Below are 16347 nucleotides of genomic sequence, written 5' to 3' on the forward strand. Positions count from 1 at the left end.
GGGAGGTGGGGATGGAGCGGCCGGAGTTCGATGTGTGGGTCGGGCAGCGCGGGGCGGCGTTGTTGCGGTTCGCGTACCTGATCACGCGGGATCACAGTCGCGCCGAGGAGGCCGTGCAGGACGCGTTGGTCGCGGCGTACTCGCGATGGGCGCGGATCTGCCGGGACGGAGATCCGGAGTCCTACGTACGGCGGTCGATCGTCAACGCCGACATCTCCCGCTGGCGGCGGTTCTTCCGTCGGGAGAGCCCGACCGCGGATCCGTTCGTGAGCTCGCCGAGTCCGGACCATGCGGTCGCTCAAGCCGAGCAGGACGCGGTCTGGGCGTTGTGCGCGACGTTGCCGGCCAAGCAGCGGGCGGCCGTCGTACTGCGGTACTACGAAGACCTGCCCGATGCCGAGATCGCGGAGATCCTCGAATGCAGCCCGGCGACCGTCCGGTCGCAGATCCACCGTGCGTTGGCGAGCCTGCGCACCACTCTCACCACAGTCGAGGAGGTCAACCGCTGATGGACGCCCATGAGAAGCTGATAGCGACGAGCCTGTCGAGGCACGCGACGGAGGCACCGTCGGACGAGGACCTGCTCGTCGCGGTCCACCACCGTCTACAGCGTCGCCGGACAGGACGCGTGATCGGTGCCGCCGTACTGGCGTGTGCCGCGGTCGCGACCGCCATCACCGCGGCGCACTCGCTCTCCAGCGATCTGCGCACTGACCCCGAGGTCGCTCGTCCAGCCGCGCCGGACGCCGGTTGGCGGTGGGAGTCGTACAAGACCGTGCAGGTCCAGGTGCCGGCCGACTGGACGCAGTACGTCTCCGGCCCGGCGCCGTGTACTGCGATCGGGGGCTCGCGCTCGGACTCGGTCGTCGGCCGGTTCAACGGCTGGCTCGGTCCCTCGAGCTACGTCTGCGAGGACGCCGTACTCCCGCTGGAGCGGCGGTCGCAGTACCTGTGGTTCGACGACGTACAGGCACCGGGTGTCAAGCGGTACGACGCCGGCTGGAGCGAGGAGACGCGGCTCGTGGCCGGCGTGAAGATCAGCGTGCTGACCCAGGACGACGCACTCCGCCGTCGCATCCTGGACTCGGCCCGCCCGATCACCGGCACCGACTACTACGGCTGCGCACCCACGGACTCCGCCCCACGCGGCACCGGCCTGGACCCAGACGACCGCATCACCTCGGCAAGCATCTGCGAGTACTGGCAGAACACCCTGGTCGCTGGATCGATGCTCAACGGCGCCCGCGCCACCAAGCTCGCTCAACGCCTCGCCGCCTCACCGGCCGGCCCGCCGCCGGGCGGGTGGGCCAAGGGTTGCGACGACCCCGACCAGCGCACGTTCGTCGTCACCCTGAACAGCAGCACCAAGACCTACCCGGTCAGGGTGAGTTATGCGTTGTGCTACATCGATCACAAGGGTCGGACGTGGACCTCGAGGGCTGCCTTGTGGTTCCCCACCGACGACGGCGTCACCGAGCGCCACACCGACTCGGTCACCTTGGACCTGATCCGTCAAGGCGCCCACCGCCAACACCAACCCAGCGACCTCTTCGACCCGGCAGGCCCGCTGACCCCCTCACCCCGCTGAATCGTTGCCCCCAGCAAGAAAACTCGGCAGGCTCGGTGGATACGCATATCGCCTCGGTATGAGCCGAGAGGCAGTGGTCGGACTAGAGGCTTGGGGTCAGGTGATGCCGGGGCTGGCGATGGGGAGGCCGAGGGAGTTGGCGGTGGCGAGTAGGCGGCGGTCGTAGGTGACGAAGGCGGTGAGGTCGTCGCCGAGGATGGCGTCGGCGGTGGCGAGGTGGATCGCGTCGAGAGAACGGATGCCCGGGTCCTGGTAGGCGGCTGCGGTCGTCCGCACTGTCTCGTCCACGTCGTAGACCGAGATCTGCGCCAGGACCGACGGTACGGCAGTGAGTAATGCCGGCTCACATCGTCGGAGGGCGCGGGGCAACTCAACCTCCACCAGCGCGGACGAAACGAAGATCCGGTCGACCTGCTCGTTGAGCCAGTCGACGAGCTCGTCCGACGCGAGCTCTCGCCGGACGAGCTTCACCAGCGCGGCTGTGTCGAGGTAGATCATCAGTACCGCTCCTCGTCCCGCATCTGCTCCAGCACCGCACCCGCCTCGTGTTCGGTCCGCACCTCCCCCTTCGGGCGCGAGAAGGGCCTCGTCAGCCGGGCCGGGCGAAAGCTGCCGGTTGCGAGCAGGCGCGCATTCGGCGACGGCTGAGCCGGGACCAGGCGGGCGACGACCACGCCGCGTTCGGTGATCTCGATCTCCTCGCCTTGCTTGACCCGAGCCAGCACTCGGGCTGTTTCCTGGTTCAGCATCCGGATGGGGACTTCAGCCATGACCGCATCATAGTACATTTTTGTCTGACACCTGTCCTCTCCGTTCTCGGTCGCCAGAGAAGATATTGGTGTTTCGGCCCGCGGTCAGGGGTTGTCCACAGGGTTATTTCAGGCGGTACGCGCGGATGTAGTCGACGTCGAAGGAGTTGGGGAAGGGGGTGGTGGTGTCGGGTGGGCCTCCTCGGTGGGGGTTGGCCCAGGTGCCGCTGTTGAGGACGATGTACATGGGCTTGCTGGGGACCTGGGCGCCGGTGACGGTGTAGGTGGGGCCGCCGTCGGTGTAGAAGGTGATACGGCCGGGTGACCAGAGGACGCCGTACTTGTGCCAGCCCGTGGTCGGGGCAGGGCCGTAGGACCAGTTGCTGTCCCAGCGCACGGCCGGCCAGTTGCCGGACGCGAGACCGCTGTGCATGCCCTCGATACTGCCGAACCACTCGGCGACGTCGATCTCCGGCGGCCAGCTGCGGTCCTGCGGGATCAGCCAGAACGCGGGCCACAATCCCTTGCCCGCCGGGAACTTCGCGCAGATCTCCCAGTACCCGTAGGCCTGGAAGAACTTGTCGTGCGAGGAGATGAAGCCCTCGGTGTACTGGTACGTCCCCACCGGGTCCGTGCCGACGACAGGCTTGTTGTCGGTGACGAGCCGAAGACGGCCGTTCGACAGTACGACGTTCTCGTCGACGGCGTAACTCCCGTACGACGTGTTGTGGTAGTGACCTCCTGCCCGACCGGGGAAGTCCATCACCGTGCTCCAGCGGTTCGGATCGAGCGACGGGCCACTGAACTCGTCATGCCACGCGAGCGGCAACCCACGAGCGGGCGGCGAGGCCGGTCCCGTGCAGGTCCGACCGGTTGCCGCTGGCAACTGGTCGGCATCGGCAGACGGCTCCGCCCCGGCAGCGGCGGTGGTGCTGAGGCACGCGGCCGCGAGCATCACGCCCGCAACCCCGATGGACCAACGGCGTAGTCCTGTCGTCATCTGTGTTCTCCCTCGGGCGGATGGGCGGGAATCATCATTTGATCCCCGAGGTGGAGAAGCCGCTGACGAAGCGGCGTTGCATGAACATGAACAGCACGAGCACCGGCAGTACGTACATCACGGCTCCGGCCGCGACCAGGTTGTTCAGCGGCAGTCCCTTGTCGTTGACGTAGCCGGTCGCCATCGCGACGGCCAGCGTGGTGCTGTCCTGGCTGAGGAACATGGCCGGTCCGACGAAGTCGCCCCAGGCGCCGGTGAAGGAGAGGATGACGCTGGCCGCGATCACCGGCCAGGACTGTGGCAGGAAGATCCGCCAGAAGATCCCGACGTACCCGCAGCCGTCGATGATGGCGGCCTCCTCCATCTCCTTCGGGATCCCGGCGAAGAACTGCCGGAACAGGAAGATCAGGAACGCGCTGCCGCCGAGCCCCCAGGCCACCCACGGCCAGTAGGTGTTGACCATGTGGAGCTTGGCGAAGATCAGGTACGTCGGCACCAGTGTGACGATGCCGGGCAGCATCATCGTGGAGAGCAGGACGACGAACAACTGCTTCTTCCCCGGCGCGGTCAGCCGGGCGAACCCGAACCCGACCCAGGCCGAACTGAGCGTGGTGAGCGTGGTGGTGATGAACGCGATGGTGAGCGAGTTCTGCAGGGCGCCGACGAAGTTGACGCTGGTGATCGCCTCGGAGTAGTTCCCCAACCGCGGTGCGGACGGCCACCAGGTGGGTGGGAACGACGCCATCTCGGCCGGCGACTTCAGCGAGGTCTGCACCAGCCAGTAGATCGGGCTGAGCATCATCAGTACGACCGCCAGCAGCACGATGTACAGCGCGTAGCGGTAGGACCGGGTCATCGCTTGCCCTCCGGCTCGACGGTGTAGAAGACGGTCCGGGCACTCACCTTGATGATCAGCAGCGTGACGAGCAGGATGACCGCGAACAGCATCCACAGCATCGCCGAGGCGTAGCCGAAGCGGGACGCGGAGAAGTACTGCGCGAACACGTGGATCATGTACATGTAGTTGCCCTGCGGCACGGTCCCGGCCCCGCTGAGCGTGCCCGACGACAGCAGCAGCGGCGCGAACGACTGCAGCGAGCCGATCACCCCGGTGATCACCTGGAAGAGGATCACCGGCGACAGCAGCGGGATGGTGATCCTGGTGAACGACTGCCAGTACGACGCTCCGTCCACCTGAGCCGCCTCCTGCAACTCACGCGGGATGTCCTGCAACCCGGCCAGCGAGATGATCATCGACCCGCCACAACCCCACATCACCAGGCCGTACAGGACGTAGCGGGCGTTCGGGTCGACCAGCCAGGTGATCGGGTCGGCGCCGAAGCTGCTCAGGATGCCGTTCGCCGCACCGGCGTCGCGGTCGAAGATCAGCCGGAACGTCAGCGCCGCACCCACCGGCGGAACCACCGCCGGCAGGTAGATCAGCGCCCGGAACAGCCCACGCGCGCGGATCCGCTGGTTCACCATCACCGCGAGCAGCAAGCCGGCCAGGATCGACAGCGGCACTGTGACCACCGCGAACACACCGGTCTTCGCCAGCGAGCTCAGCGTGAGCGGATCCTGGAAGATCTCCACGTAGTTCGCGAAGCCGACGAAGTGGGTGCGCGGGGAGAGGCCGTCGGAGTCGGTCAGGCTGAGCCAGAACGCATAGCCCAGCGGGAACACGGTCAGCGTGACGAACCCGATGATCCACGGTGCGACGAACAGGTAGAAGGTGCGGGCTTTGCGCAGGCTCGGCGGCTTCTTCCGCCGGTCCGGCCGCGCAGGAGCGGCCGGCGCGGCGGGACGTCGTACGTCGGTCAGCGCGGAGCTCACCGCAACCGCTTCTTTCCGTCCGCCAGCTGAGCGTTGATCTGCGCGTTCAGCGTGTCGCCCAGCTGACCGGCCGACACCGATCCCTTGATTGCCTTGGGCAACTCGCGGCCGATGACGGTGTTGATCGCGTCCAGCCGCACGTACGGGGTGAAGGACATCACCGAGAAGTGCTCCTGCTCGGCCATCTGCACCTCGTAAGCCTGCTTCTGGTACGGCAGCTTCTGCGGCATGAGCTTCTGCAGCGACTTGAGCGGCGGGATACCCCAGCCGCCGGCCGCCCGCGCCTTGGCGGGTTCGCCGGCCACGAACCACTCCAGCACCTGCCACGCGGCGTCCTTGTTCTTGCTCGCCTTGGGAATCCACAGCCCGGTCGCGCCGAAGCACGGGCTGACCCGCCGGCCGGTGTCGAACTGCGGGGCCGGTGCGAAGCCCGCGACCTTGGCGGACTTGGCGTCACCGGAGAACAAGCCGCCGAGCCAGTAACCGCTGAGCGTCGCCGCCATCCGGCCGGCCTGGAACGTCGGTCCGTCCCAGCCGTTCGGGTCGGGGTTGAGAACGGTCGGGCCGATCCCGGCCTTGGCGTACTCCAGGTACCAGCTCAGGGCCCGCTGAGCCTCGGGGCTGCTGAAGTCGACCGAGGCCAGGTCGTCGGCGGTCAGCTTCCCGCCGGCCAGGTCGGTCAGCCAGGTCAGCTGGGTGAACAGGCCCAGCCCGTTCGGGTTGAGGCCGTAGACACTGACCTTCGCCCCCTGGCGCTTCGTCAGCCGCTTGCCCTCTTCGAGCAACTCGTCCAGCAGCAGCGGCGTGGTGGCCGACGGCCGGGCCACCTTCGCCGCGTCGAACAGCCCGCCGTTGTACCAGAGCGTGCAGTCCTGCGAGTAGTCCTTCGCGAACCCGTACCGCGGCCCGCTGCCCTGCTTCTCACCGTCGTACCGCCAGACGTCGTTGACCGGGTCGATGTCGTCGGCCTTGATCAGCGTGCTCTTCTCGAAGTACGGGTCGAGGTTCTCGGCCACCTGCCGGGCCACCAGGTACGGCGTCTCGGTCGCACCCATCCCGCGGACCACGTCGGGTGGGTTGCCGCTGGCAAGCATCGCGGTCAGCTTGGTCAGGTCGTACTCGACCGTCTTCACCGTGATGCCGAGCGCCTGCGAGGCCGCCTTGGCCTCCTTCGGGCCGAACTCACCCGACTGGGACATGACGGTCACGGTCCCTTTGGCGATCGAACCCGTGCCACTGGCGGCCGGGGCGTTGGTCGAGGACGCGGGCGAGCAGCCGACCGCGAGGGCGCTGCCGACGGCGGTGCCCGACAGAGCGAGGAACCGGCGGCGGGAGAGCCCTGGGTTCGTGGTGGTCATGTCAAACCTCTCATTCCGAAAGCTGTGAGTCGTCGAAGAGCCGGCAGACCGGACCGGAGGAGGGGCCGGTCCGGTCGGCCAGCGGCTCGCTGTCGTCCTCGGGCCGGTAGCCCAGCTCGTGCCGCGCCGAGGTGATGTCCCAGTGGTTGCGAGTGTTGGCGGAGACCCCGAAGTGCACGCCGTAGTGCTCCCGGGAGTTCAGCGCGGCGAGCACCAGCCGGCCGGCGTCGCCGTCGGACAGCCACTGGCCCAGATAGCGCCGCTCGGTCAGCGGCCAGCCGGTCAGGCCGAGCCGCAGACATGTGACCGAGGCACCGGTCCGGGCCGCATGCATCCGGCCGAGTGTCTCGAGCACCACCTTGCCGAGGCCGTACGAACAGCACGGCCGCGGATCGAGTCGTGGATCGACCGGCCGGTACTGCGGCCGGTTGTACTCGCCCACCGCGTGCAGCGAACTGGCCAGCACGATCTTCGGTACGGCGTGTGCCGCGGCCGCCTCGAGCACAGTGTGGGTCGGCCGCACGTTGGCGGCGTACACGCTGTCCCAGCTCTGCCACGGGCTGCTGTTCGCGGCCAGGTGCAGGATCGCGTCGGCACCCTCGAAGGCCCGGTACGCCGCATCGGGATCGCCGATGTCGGCCTGTACCACCTCGTCGCCGGACGCGGCCGGAGTGGACCGGTCGACGAGCCGGAGCCGGTAGTGCTTCCGCAGCTGGGGCAGCACCACTCCGGCCACCCGGCCCTGTCCGCCGGTGATCACCACCAGCGGTTCACAGTCGTTCCGTACAGCGCTCATGTCGTGCCATCCATGTCGCCCGGCCGGGATCGTCACCCGAACTGTGACCGGAATTGTTCGAGCAGTTCCGGGTTTGTGTCAAGAGCGTGAACACACTATGTCAGTTTTGTTGACGTCGTCGCCTTCGGACGCCGATACTCGACGTCGTGGCTGCCAAGGACACCGGATCACTGCGAGCGCTGCGGCGTACCAACTCCGAACGGATGCTGTCCGCCCTGATGGAACACGGGGCTCTGCACCGGGCGGAGCTGGCCCGTATCTGCGGCCTGTCGCGGACGACCGTGTCGACGATCGCGGCGGACCTGATCACCGGCGGCGTCGTGATCGAGGCGATCGGCGACCAGGTCGCCCAAGCCGGGATCGACGCCTCGGAGGTGGACGGACGGGCCCGCGGCTTCCTGCAGGCGAACCCGTCGGCCGGGGCGGCCGCAGGTCTGGATTTCACCCTGGAACGCGTCTGGGGCCACGTCACCGACCTCTCCGGGAGGACACTCGCCAGCGCCGGAGTCACCATGCCCCGGGACACCCCGTGGCAGGAGCGGCTCACCGCCGGCATCGGCCTGCTCGACGACCTGCTCGTGCAGGCCGGGACCGACCGCGACGCGCTGGTCGGTGTCGCCATCGGCGTACCTGGGCCGATCGACCTGCAAACCGGCGTGGTCGGTCCGTCCCTGCCCGGGCAGGCGTGGGCCGGTGTCAACGTGTCGGCCGAGTTCGGGCGGCATCTCGCCGTACCGCTGCTGGTGGAGAACAACACCCGGCTCGAGGCGGTCGCCGAGTTCACCTGGGGAGCGGGCCGGGGCGCCCGGGACGTCCTGTTCCTCGGGCTGTCCACCGGCATCGGTTCCGGATTGCTTGTCGACGGCAACCTTCATCACGGCGGCGCGCGCGGTGGCGGCGGCGAGGCCGGGCACATCTCGGCGGACCCGGCCGGTGCCCAGTGCCCGTGCGGGAACCGCGGCTGCCTGGTGCAGTACGCGTCGCTGAACGCCGTACTGCAGGCCTTGCGGCTCGACAGCATCGACCAGCTCCTCGCGTCGGCGACCGCCGGCGACCCGGACACGGTGCGCGTACTGCGTGAAGCGGGTGAGGTGACCGGCCGGGTGCTGGCGAACATCTGCAACCTGCTCAACCCGGGCCTGATCATCATCGGCGGCGAGCTCGCCCGGACCGGCGACCTCATCCTGGAGCCGATCCGGGCGACCTTGCGCCGGTCCGCGATGGCGCTCACCCGCGACGCCGAAGTCGTCGCCGCGGAACTCGACCTCGGCGTCCGCGCCGGCGCTTCCGGCGCCGCGGCGCTGGTGCTCCGGCAAACCGACCAACTCGTCGCCGCGCTGCTGACCGGCGCAGAACCCCGAACAAGTGAGGCCGTGTGAAGATCGTCGGGTACGAGACGTTCCTGGTGGCGCCGCGATGGCAGTTCCTGCGGATCGACACCGACGAGGGCATCAGCGGCTGGGGTGAGCCGATCGTCGAAGGGCGGGCCGAGGCCGTTCAGGGCGCGATCACGGCGCTGATGGAGTACCTCGTGGGCAACGACCCGCTGCGGATCGAGGACCACTGGCAGACGCTGGCCAAAGGCGGCTTCTATCGCGGTGGTCCGGTGCTCTCGAGTGCGCTGGCCGGCATCGACCAGGCGCTGTGGGACATCAAGGGCCGGTACCACGGGACACCAGTGCACGAACTGCTCGGCGGTCCGGTCCGCGACCGGGTCCGCATCTACACCTGGGTGCACGGCAAGGACAACGCACAGCTCGTCGACGAGGCACAAGCCAAGGTGGCCAAGGGATTCACGGCCCTGAAGCTCAATCTGGCCGAGGCGCTGCCGCCGATTCCGTCCGCCGCGCAGCTGAACGCGATGGTGGGCCGGGTCGCCGCGTTGCGTGACGCGCTGGGTGACGGGATCGACATCGCACTCGATTTCCACGGCCGGTTCAGTACGGCGGCCACCCGGCAACTGCTGCCGTTGCTCGAGCCGCTGCTGCCGATGTTCGTCGAGGAGCCGGTGCTGCCCGAGTTCACCCGCGATCTGCGCCGGGTCACCGAGTCGACCAGCATCCCGATCGCGACCGGTGAACGCCTCTACTCCCGCTGGGACTTCCGCGACGTGCTGCCGACCGGCATCGCGGTGGCCCAGCCGGACATCTCGCACGCGGGCGGCATCTCCGAGGTACGGCGGATCGCCGCGATGGCCGAGGCGTACGACGTTGCGGTCGCGCCGCACTGCCCGTTGGGCCCGATCACGCTGGCGGCGAGCCTGCAGCTGGACCTGGCCACGCCGAACTTCCTGATCCAGGAGCAGAGCCTCGGTATCGAGTACGGCGGCGGCAGCGCGCTGCTCGACTACCTGGTCGATCCGAAGGTGTTCAGCTTCGTCGACGGCCACATCGAGCGGCCGACCGGTCCCGGCCTCGGCATCGAGGTCGACGAGGACGCCGTCCGCGCGGCCGCCTCCGAAGGTCACAGCTGGAGATCACCGGTGCTGCGGCACCCCGACGGTTCGTTCGCCGAATGGTGACCCGCGCGCAGACCCCGCCGATGGGGTGGAACAGCTGGGACTGTTTCGGTACGACGGTCACCGAGGACGAGGTGCTCGCGAACGCCCGGGTGATGCACGACAAGCTGCTGGCCTTCGGCTGGGACACGATCGTCGTCGACATCGCGTGGTACGACCCGACCGCCCGGTCGCACGGCTACAACGCCGACGCGCCGATCGTCCTCGACGACCACGGCCGCCAGATGCCGGCGCCCAACCGCTTCCCCTCGGCGGCCGACGGGGCCGGGTTCGGTCCGCTCGCGGCGGCCGTGCACGACCTCGGACTGAAGTTCGGCCTGCACATCATGCGCGGCATCCCGCGTCGCGCGGTCGAGCTCGACCTGCCGGTGTTCGGCACCGAGTGGACCGCGCGGGAGATCGCCGATGCGGACAACGTCTGCGCCTGGAATCCGGACAACTTCGGCCTCGACCACGACCACCCGGGCGCCCAGGCGTACTACGACGCCCAGCTCACGCAGTTCGCCGAATGGGGTGTCGACTTCGTCAAGGCCGACGACATGCTCGCGCCGTACCACGACCGTGAGATCGCCGCGTACGCGCGAGCCATCGAGCGCAGCGGCCGTGACATCGTGCTCTCGCTGTCACCGGGCACCCACCTGTCGACCCACCACCTCGAGCATCTGCGGGCCAACGCACAGATGTGGCGGATCTCCGACGACCTGTGGGACCGCTGGGAGGACGTGCACGCGCAGTTCGCCCGGCTGGCCCGATGGGCGCCGTTCCAGCAGGCCGGCGGATGGGCGGACGCCGACATGCTGCCGCTCGGCCACATCGGGATCCGGGCCGAGCGCGGCGAGGATCGGGCCGGCCGTCTCACCCGGGACGAGCAGAAGACGCTGCTGACGTTGTGGGCGATGGCGCGGTCGCCGCTGATGATGGGTGGCGACCTGCCGACCACGGACGACGAAACGCTCGCCCTGCTGGCCAATCCCGCGCTGTCCGAGCTGCTGCGGACGTCGTCCGACGGCCGCGAGGTGATCCGCGAGCCGATGGACGACGGCGAGCTGATCGTGTGGACAGCCCGATCGCCGGGGGCCGGCTACGTGGCGATCTTCTGGACCGGGCCGACGCCGCGGAAGGTGTCGGTGCCGCTGAGATCCCTGGCAGCGGAAGGCCCGGCGCACGACCTGTGGGACGGCACGACGCAGGATGCGGGTGACCAGCTCGAGTACGACGTACCGGCGCACGGCGTCCGCTGGCTGAAGCTCAGCGCGGTGGCATCCTGAGAGCACCGTCGAGGCGGATGACCTCGCCGTTCAGCAACTGGTTGTCGATGATGTGACCGACCAGGGCCGCGTACTCGGACGGCTTGCCGAGTCGTGACGGGTGCGGGACCTGCTGCTCGAGGACCGTCCGGGTCTCCTCCGGGAGGCCCGCCAGCATCGGCGTCTCCATCGTGCCCGGCGCGATCGTGACCACCCGGATACCGGAGTCCGCAAGGTCGCGCGCCGCGGTCAGGGTCAGGCCGACGATGCCGCCCTTGCTGGCCGCGTACGCCGCCTGGCCGATCTGGCCGTCGTACGCCGCGATCGACGCGGTCATCACCACGACGCCGCGGTCGCCGTCGGCGCCGGCCGGCTGCGCGATCATCCGCTCGGCGGCCAGCCGGAGCACGTTGAAGGTGCCGACCAGGTTCACCTCGACCACCTGCCGGAAGGTTGCCAGCGGCAACGGACCCTTCCGGCCGACGACCCGGCCCGGGGTGGCGATCCCGGCGCAGGTGACGACCACGCGCAGCGTGCCGAGGGCGGCGGCCGCGTCCAGGGCCGCGGTCACGGCCGCCTCGTCGGTGACGTCGGCCGGGGCGAAGACGACCCGGTCGCCCAGCTCGTCCGCGATCGCCTTGCCCGCGGACGACGGCAGGTCGACGATCACGACCGCCAGTCCGCCGGCCGCGAGCCGTCGTACCGTCGCCTCTCCGAGCCCCGAACCACCACCGGTGACCAGTGCGACGTCGGACGGGCCAAGCTTCATGAAGCACTCCTGAGTAGGTCACGGCTGATGACGATCCGCTGGATCTGGTTGGTTCCCTCGAAGATCTGCGTCACCTTGGCCTCACGCATGTACCGCTCGGCCGGGAACTCGCGGGTGTAACCGTACCCACCGAGCACCTGGACGGCGTCCGTGGTCACCTTCATCGCGGCGTCGGTGCAGACCAGCTTGGCGATCGCGGCCTGCTGGGTGAACGGCCGGCCCAGGTCGCGGCGGCGCGCGGCCTGCAGGTACGTCGAGCGCGCGGACTCGACCGCGGCCGCCATGTCGGCGAGCATGAACTGCACACCCTGGAACTCCGCGATCGGCTGGCCGAACTGCTGCCGTTCCAGCGCGTACCTCGCCGCCACGTCGAGGGCGGCCTGGCCCAGTCCGGTCGCGCAGGCGGCGATACCGAGGCGGCCGGAGTCCAGCGCGGACAAGGCGATCCGCATGCCGTCGCCCTCGTCGCCGATGCGGTTGGACAGCGGGACCCGGACCTGGTCGTAGTTGACCAGCGTCGTCGCCGACCCGGTCATCCCCATCTTGCGCTCGGGCGCGCCGAAGCTGAGGCCGGTGGCCGAGGCCGGCACGTGGAAGGCGGAGATGCCGCGCTTCGGGTCGTCCGACGTCCGGGCGAAGGTGGTGTAGAAGTCCGCGTGCCCGCCGTGGCTGATCCACGCCTTGGTCCCGGTCAGGACGTACTCGGCGCCGTCGCGGACCGCCTTCGTGGTCATCGAGCTGATGTCGGAGCCGGCCTGCGGCTCGGACAGCGCGTAGGCGCCGAGTTGCTCTCCACCGACCATGTCGGGCAGCAGCCGGGCGCGCTGCTCCTCGGTGCCGAAGGTGGCGACGGCGTAGCTGGTCATGGTGTGCACGGACACCCCGACACCGACCGACATCCAGGCGGCGGCGACCTCCTCCAGCATCTGCAGGTACACCTCGTACGGCTGCTCGGCCCCGCCGTACTGCTCCGGGTAGGGCAGGCCGAGCAGGCCCGCCTTGCCGAGCGTGCGGAACGCGTCCCGCGGGAACCTCTCACTCTCCTCGGCCCGGGCGGCGTGCGGCGCGAGCTCGTGCGCGCACAGGTCGCGGACGAGAGCGAGCAGGTCGGTGGATTCCTCGGTCGGCAGCAGACGGTCGACAGCCATCAGGCACCCCTCTCCACGGCTGACGAAATGATACTCGGAACGATACTGGAGCCCATAGTTCCGTATCGTTCTATGCTGTCTCGATATGACAACAGTCGTTCCGGGGCGCCGAACCCGCAGGCAGTCAGAGCTGCTCGACCGGCTTCTCACCCTGTTTCTCGAGCAGGGCTTCAGCCGGTTCACCCTGGACGACCTGGCCGCCGAACTGCGCTGCAGCAAGACGACCCTCTACGCGCTCGCGCCGAGCAAGGAGCAGCTCGCCGTCGAGGTGGTGAAGCACTACTTCAAGAATGCCACCGCTCAGGTGGAGTCCGCGGTCGCGCGGCAGACCCGGCACGACCGGCGGATCGCGGCGTACCTGAACGCGGTCGCGGACGCGCTCCGGCCGGCCAGCCGGACCTTCCTGGACGACGTGGCCCGGTTCGCGCCGGCCCGCTCGGTCTACGAGCGGAACACCCGGATCGCCGCCGACCGGGTCCGCACGCTGATCGAGGACGGCATCAACAACAAGGCGTTCCGGCCGGTCGACATCGCGTTCGCGGCCGAGATGATCGCGCACACGATGCAGGCGATCCAGCGCGGCGACATCGCCCGGCGGACCGGTCTGAACGACGCCGAGGCCTATCGCGAGCTGGCTTCGTTCGTTCTGCACTCCCTGAGGTTGGACTGAGCTTGTAGCTTTTCCGGATGGAGCTGAGGCTGGGGCCGCTGCTGCGGTACGTCGACGACACCCGGGCGACCGTCTGGGTGGAGACCAGTGCCCCCGCCGAGGTGGAGGTCCTCGGGCACCGGACGCGGACCTGGACGGTCCACGGCCACCATTACGCGCTGGTCCGGATCGAAGGTCTGGCTCCGGCGAGTGAGACGCCGTACGAGGTCCGGCTGGACGGGAAGCGTGTCTGGCCGCTGCCGGACAGTGAGTTCGGGCCGAGCGTGATCCGGACGCCGCGTGCGGATGGGACCTTCCGGCTGACGTTCGGGTCGTGCCGGCGGTCGGCGCCGTTCGACGCGCAGGCGTTCGAGCGGTTCGGCCCGGATGCGCTCGTCGCGCTCGCCGAGCGGATGGCGGCCGGTGTCGAGGAGGCCCCGGACGCGATCCTGCTGCTCGGTGACCAGGTGTACGCCGACGACCCGTCGGACGCCGTACTCGAGAAGCTGCGCGCGGCGCACGGCGGCCGCCAGGGGTCCGAGGTGGCCGACGAGATCGGCGACTTCGAGGAGTACACCTGGCTGTACGACGACGCGTGGCTGGAGCCGGCGGTGCGGTGGCTGTTCTCCACCGTCCCGCTGTGCATGCTGCTCGACGACCACGACCTGCGGGACGACTGGAACACCTCGCTGACCTGGCGTCGCCGGGTGACGTCGCAGCCGTGGTGGCGTGACCGGGTCGTCGGCGCCTACGGGTCGTACTGGGTCTACCAGCACCTCGGCAACCTGTCCCCGGAGCAGCTCGACCACGACCCGACGTACACCGCGATGCTCACGATCGAGGACGACGAGGAGCGTACGGCGTACCTGGACAGCTTCGCGTGGGCGGCGGACGAGGACCCGGCCTCGGCCCGGTGGAGTTTCGTCCGCGACTTCGGCGACGCGTCCCGTGGGATCCGGCTGGTCGCGGTCGACTCGCGCTGCTCGCGGCGTCTGGAGCCGGACGAGCGGGCGATGGTCGACGCGCACGAGTGGGAGTGGGTCCGGCATCACATCGTGGAGGCGTCGCGGCCGATCCACCACCTGCTGCTCGCCTCGACCCTGCCGTTCCTGCTCGCGCCCGGGCTGCACCACCTGGAGGGCTGGGACGAGGCCGTCTCGGCCGGAGCGTGGGGACCGCGGGCGGCACGGATCGGCGAGCGGATCCGGCAGGGCATGGATCTGGAGCACTGGTCGTCGTTCCGGAAGTCGTTCGACGACGTGACCGACCTGCTCGCCGACGTGGCCGGCAGCGAGGACCCGCCGGCGTCGATCCTGATGCTGTCCGGCGACGTGCACTGCAGCTACCTCGCCAAGGCCCGGCTACGGGCCGTCGACCATCCCGGTACGGCGATCCGTCAGCTCACCATGTCGCCGTTCCGGAACCCCGTGCCGCGGCACATCCAGTGGGCGAACCACCTGCTCGACACACGCTGGATGACGACGCTGCTGCACAAGCTCGCCCGCTCGGCCGGGGTGAAGGACGTGGCGGCCGACTGGCGGATCACCCACGGCCCGTGGTTCGGCAACGGCTCGATGACGGTGACGTTGTCCGGCGAGAACTGGGCGGTCGAGGTCGACCACGCCGAGTTGCGGGGCGAGCGCCAGGTGCTGGAACGGACGTTGGCCTACGGACGCTTAGACTCGCCATCCAAGCGCTTGATGTCCTGAAGCTGCCACGGCCGGTTCGCGCACGGCTTGTCCCGGAAGGCTTGTGACATGCGATCTTCGACCCTTCGACGTACGGCGGCGTTGGCCGCCGTCGCTGCTTTGTCAGTGGCCGCCCTGCCGGCCGAGGCCGATCCGGTCAAGCCGCCCCGGCTGTCCGCGGCCGCGATCACGTCTGCCCTCAACGAGGAGGTCAGCACCCCCGGCACCGCGTGGATGACGCGGCCGGACGGCAAGGTCGTGGTCTCCTACGACTCCACCGTCACCGGCGGGAAGCTGACCGCCCTGACCAACGTCACCAAGAAGCTCGGCGAGAACGTCGTCCTCGAGAAACTGCCCGGCAAGCTGACCAAGTACGTCAGCGGCGGCACCGGCATCTGGGGCGGCGAGGTCAAGTGCTCGGCCGGCTTCAACGTCCAGCGGCGCGGCAAGTACTACCTGCTGACCGCCGGACACTGCGGCAAGGAGGCCTCGACCTGGTACTCCGACGACGACCACGACCGGTACCTCGGCAAGCTGCACCACGCGAGCTACCCGTGGAACGACTACGCGCTGATCATCTACCCCACCGGCATCCGTCCGCCCGGCGGCAGCGTGTACCTCTACAACGGCCGCTCGCAGGACATCACCACGGCGATGAACCCGGGCATCGGGCAGTACGTGTACCGCGCCGGTGTCACCACCGGTCTGCGCAGCGGCCGGGTGACCGGGCTCAACGCCACGGTCAACTACGGCGACGGCCGCGTGGCGGGCCTGATCCGGACCAGCGTCTGCGCCGAGTCCGGCGACTCCGGCGGGCCGCTGTTCTACCGCCACTGGGCCTTCGGCCTGACCTCGGGCGGGACCGGTGACTGCGACTCCGGCGGTGTCACCTACTTCCAGCCGGTGGTTGAGGCACTCAACGCGTACGGGGTCTCGGTCTACTGAGCGGAGGATTACCCTCACTCTGCGAATTCGCCTGAGTACTCAGGGAGAGAGTGGGGTAA

At 69.1% G+C, this 16347-nt stretch carries 17 protein-coding genes; 8 read left to right on the top strand and 9 right to left on the bottom strand.

The features are described 5' to 3' along the window. Positions 1–11: 11 nt before the first annotated feature. The gene (locus ACYVOK_RS29920) at positions 12–509 is read left to right on the top strand and encodes a SigE family RNA polymerase sigma factor (RefSeq protein WP_460665917.1); all 498 of its coding nucleotides are present in this window, start codon (positions 12–14) and stop codon (positions 507–509) included. Beyond that, positions 509–1588, top strand: a complete 1080-nt coding sequence (locus ACYVOK_RS29925) for a hypothetical protein (protein ID WP_460665918.1) — start codon at positions 509–511, stop codon at positions 1586–1588. The genes ACYVOK_RS29920 and ACYVOK_RS29925 overlap by 1 nt, the downstream gene beginning before the upstream one ends. A gap of 96 nt (positions 1589–1684) precedes the next feature. Here the strand turns inward: ACYVOK_RS29925 and ACYVOK_RS29930 are convergent, their stop codons facing one another. The 7 genes from ACYVOK_RS29930 to ACYVOK_RS29960 form a co-directional block, all read right to left on the bottom strand. Further along, positions 1685–2086, bottom strand: coding sequence for a type II toxin-antitoxin system VapC family toxin (locus ACYVOK_RS29930; protein ID WP_460665919.1), 402 nt, complete (start codon positions 2084–2086; stop codon positions 1685–1687). Beyond that, positions 2086–2358: a type II toxin-antitoxin system Phd/YefM family antitoxin gene (locus tag ACYVOK_RS29935; RefSeq protein ID WP_460665920.1), complete on the bottom strand. Its 273-nt coding sequence runs from the start codon at positions 2356–2358 to the stop codon at positions 2086–2088. Before ACYVOK_RS29935 ends, ACYVOK_RS29930 begins: the two co-directional genes overlap by 1 nt. A gap of 103 nt (positions 2359–2461) precedes the next feature. Continuing rightward, entirely contained in the window at positions 2462–3337 is an 876-nt protein-coding gene (locus ACYVOK_RS29940) for a glycoside hydrolase family 16 protein (protein ID WP_460665921.1), read from the bottom strand. A 34-nt stretch (positions 3338–3371) separates the two neighbouring features. Further along, a complete protein-coding gene (locus ACYVOK_RS29945) occupies positions 3372–4193 on the bottom strand; it encodes a carbohydrate ABC transporter permease (RefSeq protein WP_460665922.1) in 822 nt (273 codons plus the stop codon). Then, entirely contained in the window at positions 4190–5170 is a 981-nt protein-coding gene (locus ACYVOK_RS29950; RefSeq protein WP_460665923.1) for a carbohydrate ABC transporter permease, read from the bottom strand. Before ACYVOK_RS29950 ends, ACYVOK_RS29945 begins: the two co-directional genes overlap by 4 nt. Next, positions 5167–6528, bottom strand: coding sequence for an ABC transporter substrate-binding protein (locus ACYVOK_RS29955; RefSeq protein WP_460665924.1), 1362 nt, complete (start codon positions 6526–6528; stop codon positions 5167–5169). The genes ACYVOK_RS29950 and ACYVOK_RS29955 overlap by 4 nt, the downstream gene beginning before the upstream one ends. A gap of 10 nt (positions 6529–6538) precedes the next feature. Next, complete coding sequence (locus ACYVOK_RS29960) at positions 6539–7324, bottom strand: NAD-dependent epimerase/dehydratase family protein (RefSeq protein WP_460665925.1); 786 nt, start codon at positions 7322–7324, stop codon at positions 6539–6541. Between the two features lie 146 nt (positions 7325–7470). Here ACYVOK_RS29960 and ACYVOK_RS29965 point away from each other — a divergent pair, with 146 nt between their 5' ends. From ACYVOK_RS29965 to ACYVOK_RS29975, 3 genes are read left to right on the top strand one after another with little or no spacing between them, the layout of a single operon-like run. Then, on the top strand, positions 7471–8703 hold the full coding sequence (locus ACYVOK_RS29965) for an ROK family protein (protein WP_460665926.1): 1233 nt from the start codon (positions 7471–7473) through the stop codon (positions 8701–8703). Then, complete coding sequence (gene dgoD, locus ACYVOK_RS29970; RefSeq protein ID WP_460665927.1) at positions 8700–9845, top strand: galactonate dehydratase; 1146 nt, start codon at positions 8700–8702, stop codon at positions 9843–9845. Before ACYVOK_RS29965 ends, dgoD begins: the two co-directional genes overlap by 4 nt. Then, positions 9839–11110 carry a glycoside hydrolase family 27 protein gene (locus tag ACYVOK_RS29975; RefSeq protein WP_460665928.1) on the top strand — a complete coding sequence of 424 codons (1272 nt, stop codon included), beginning with the start codon at positions 9839–9841 and terminating at the stop codon, positions 11108–11110. Before dgoD ends, ACYVOK_RS29975 begins: the two co-directional genes overlap by 7 nt. On the opposite strand, the gene ACYVOK_RS29980 is transcribed toward ACYVOK_RS29975, so the two are convergent. Both ACYVOK_RS29980 and ACYVOK_RS29985 read right to left on the bottom strand, forming a co-directional pair. After that, positions 11091–11858, bottom strand: a complete 768-nt coding sequence (locus tag ACYVOK_RS29980; protein ID WP_460665929.1) for an SDR family NAD(P)-dependent oxidoreductase — start codon at positions 11856–11858, stop codon at positions 11091–11093. The two genes, ACYVOK_RS29975 and ACYVOK_RS29980, sit on opposite strands and share 20 nt — an antisense overlap. Further along, positions 11855–13006, bottom strand: coding sequence for an acyl-CoA dehydrogenase family protein (locus ACYVOK_RS29985; RefSeq protein WP_460665930.1), 1152 nt, complete (start codon positions 13004–13006; stop codon positions 11855–11857). Before ACYVOK_RS29985 ends, ACYVOK_RS29980 begins: the two co-directional genes overlap by 4 nt. Before the next feature lie 85 nt (positions 13007–13091). Here ACYVOK_RS29985 and ACYVOK_RS29990 point away from each other — a divergent pair, with 85 nt between their 5' ends. Genes ACYVOK_RS29990 through ACYVOK_RS30000 form a run of 3 tightly spaced genes read left to right on the top strand, consistent with a single transcriptional unit; the run spans position 13092 to position 16288 of the window. Next, on the top strand, positions 13092–13676 hold the full coding sequence (locus tag ACYVOK_RS29990; RefSeq protein WP_460665931.1) for a TetR/AcrR family transcriptional regulator: 585 nt from the start codon (positions 13092–13094) through the stop codon (positions 13674–13676). A gap of 17 nt (positions 13677–13693) precedes the next feature. Then, the gene (locus ACYVOK_RS29995) at positions 13694–15364 is read left to right on the top strand and encodes a DUF7800 domain-containing protein (RefSeq protein ID WP_460665932.1); all 1671 of its coding nucleotides are present in this window, start codon (positions 13694–13696) and stop codon (positions 15362–15364) included. Between the two features lie 48 nt (positions 15365–15412). Further along, entirely contained in the window at positions 15413–16288 is an 876-nt protein-coding gene (locus ACYVOK_RS30000; RefSeq protein WP_460665933.1) for a S1 family peptidase, read from the top strand. Positions 16289–16347 lie beyond the last annotated feature (59 nt).

This window comes from Kribbella swartbergensis (genome assembly GCF_054784135.1).

Excerpts from the sequence above, each read along its gene's own strand:
- ACYVOK_RS29920 (WP_460665917.1), top strand. The coding sequence starts at position 12 with ATGGAGCGGCCGGAGTTCGATGTGTGGGTCGGGCAGCGCGGGGCGGCG.
- ACYVOK_RS29925 (WP_460665918.1), top strand. The coding sequence starts at position 509 with ATGGACGCCCATGAGAAGCTGATAGCGACGAGCCTGTCGAGGCACGCG.
- ACYVOK_RS29930 (WP_460665919.1), bottom strand. The coding sequence starts at position 2,086 with ATGATCTACCTCGACACAGCCGCGCTGGTGAAGCTCGTCCGGCGAGAG.
- ACYVOK_RS29935 (WP_460665920.1), bottom strand. The coding sequence starts at position 2,358 with ATGGCTGAAGTCCCCATCCGGATGCTGAACCAGGAAACAGCCCGAGTG.
- ACYVOK_RS29940 (WP_460665921.1), bottom strand. The coding sequence starts at position 3,337 with ATGACGACAGGACTACGCCGTTGGTCCATCGGGGTTGCGGGCGTGATG.
- ACYVOK_RS29945 (WP_460665922.1), bottom strand. The coding sequence starts at position 4,193 with ATGACCCGGTCCTACCGCTACGCGCTGTACATCGTGCTGCTGGCGGTC.
- ACYVOK_RS29955 (WP_460665924.1), bottom strand. The coding sequence starts at position 6,528 with ATGACCACCACGAACCCAGGGCTCTCCCGCCGCCGGTTCCTCGCTCTG.
- ACYVOK_RS29960 (WP_460665925.1), bottom strand. The coding sequence starts at position 7,324 with ATGAGCGCTGTACGGAACGACTGTGAACCGCTGGTGGTGATCACCGGC.
- ACYVOK_RS29975 (WP_460665928.1), top strand. The coding sequence starts at position 9,839 with ATGGTGACCCGCGCGCAGACCCCGCCGATGGGGTGGAACAGCTGGGAC.
- ACYVOK_RS29980 (WP_460665929.1), bottom strand. The coding sequence starts at position 11,858 with ATGAAGCTTGGCCCGTCCGACGTCGCACTGGTCACCGGTGGTGGTTCG.
- ACYVOK_RS29985 (WP_460665930.1), bottom strand. The coding sequence starts at position 13,006 with ATGGCTGTCGACCGTCTGCTGCCGACCGAGGAATCCACCGACCTGCTC.
- ACYVOK_RS29990 (WP_460665931.1), top strand. The coding sequence starts at position 13,092 with ATGACAACAGTCGTTCCGGGGCGCCGAACCCGCAGGCAGTCAGAGCTG.
- ACYVOK_RS29995 (WP_460665932.1), top strand. The coding sequence starts at position 13,694 with ATGGAGCTGAGGCTGGGGCCGCTGCTGCGGTACGTCGACGACACCCGG.
- ACYVOK_RS30000 (WP_460665933.1), top strand. The coding sequence starts at position 15,413 with ATGCGATCTTCGACCCTTCGACGTACGGCGGCGTTGGCCGCCGTCGCT.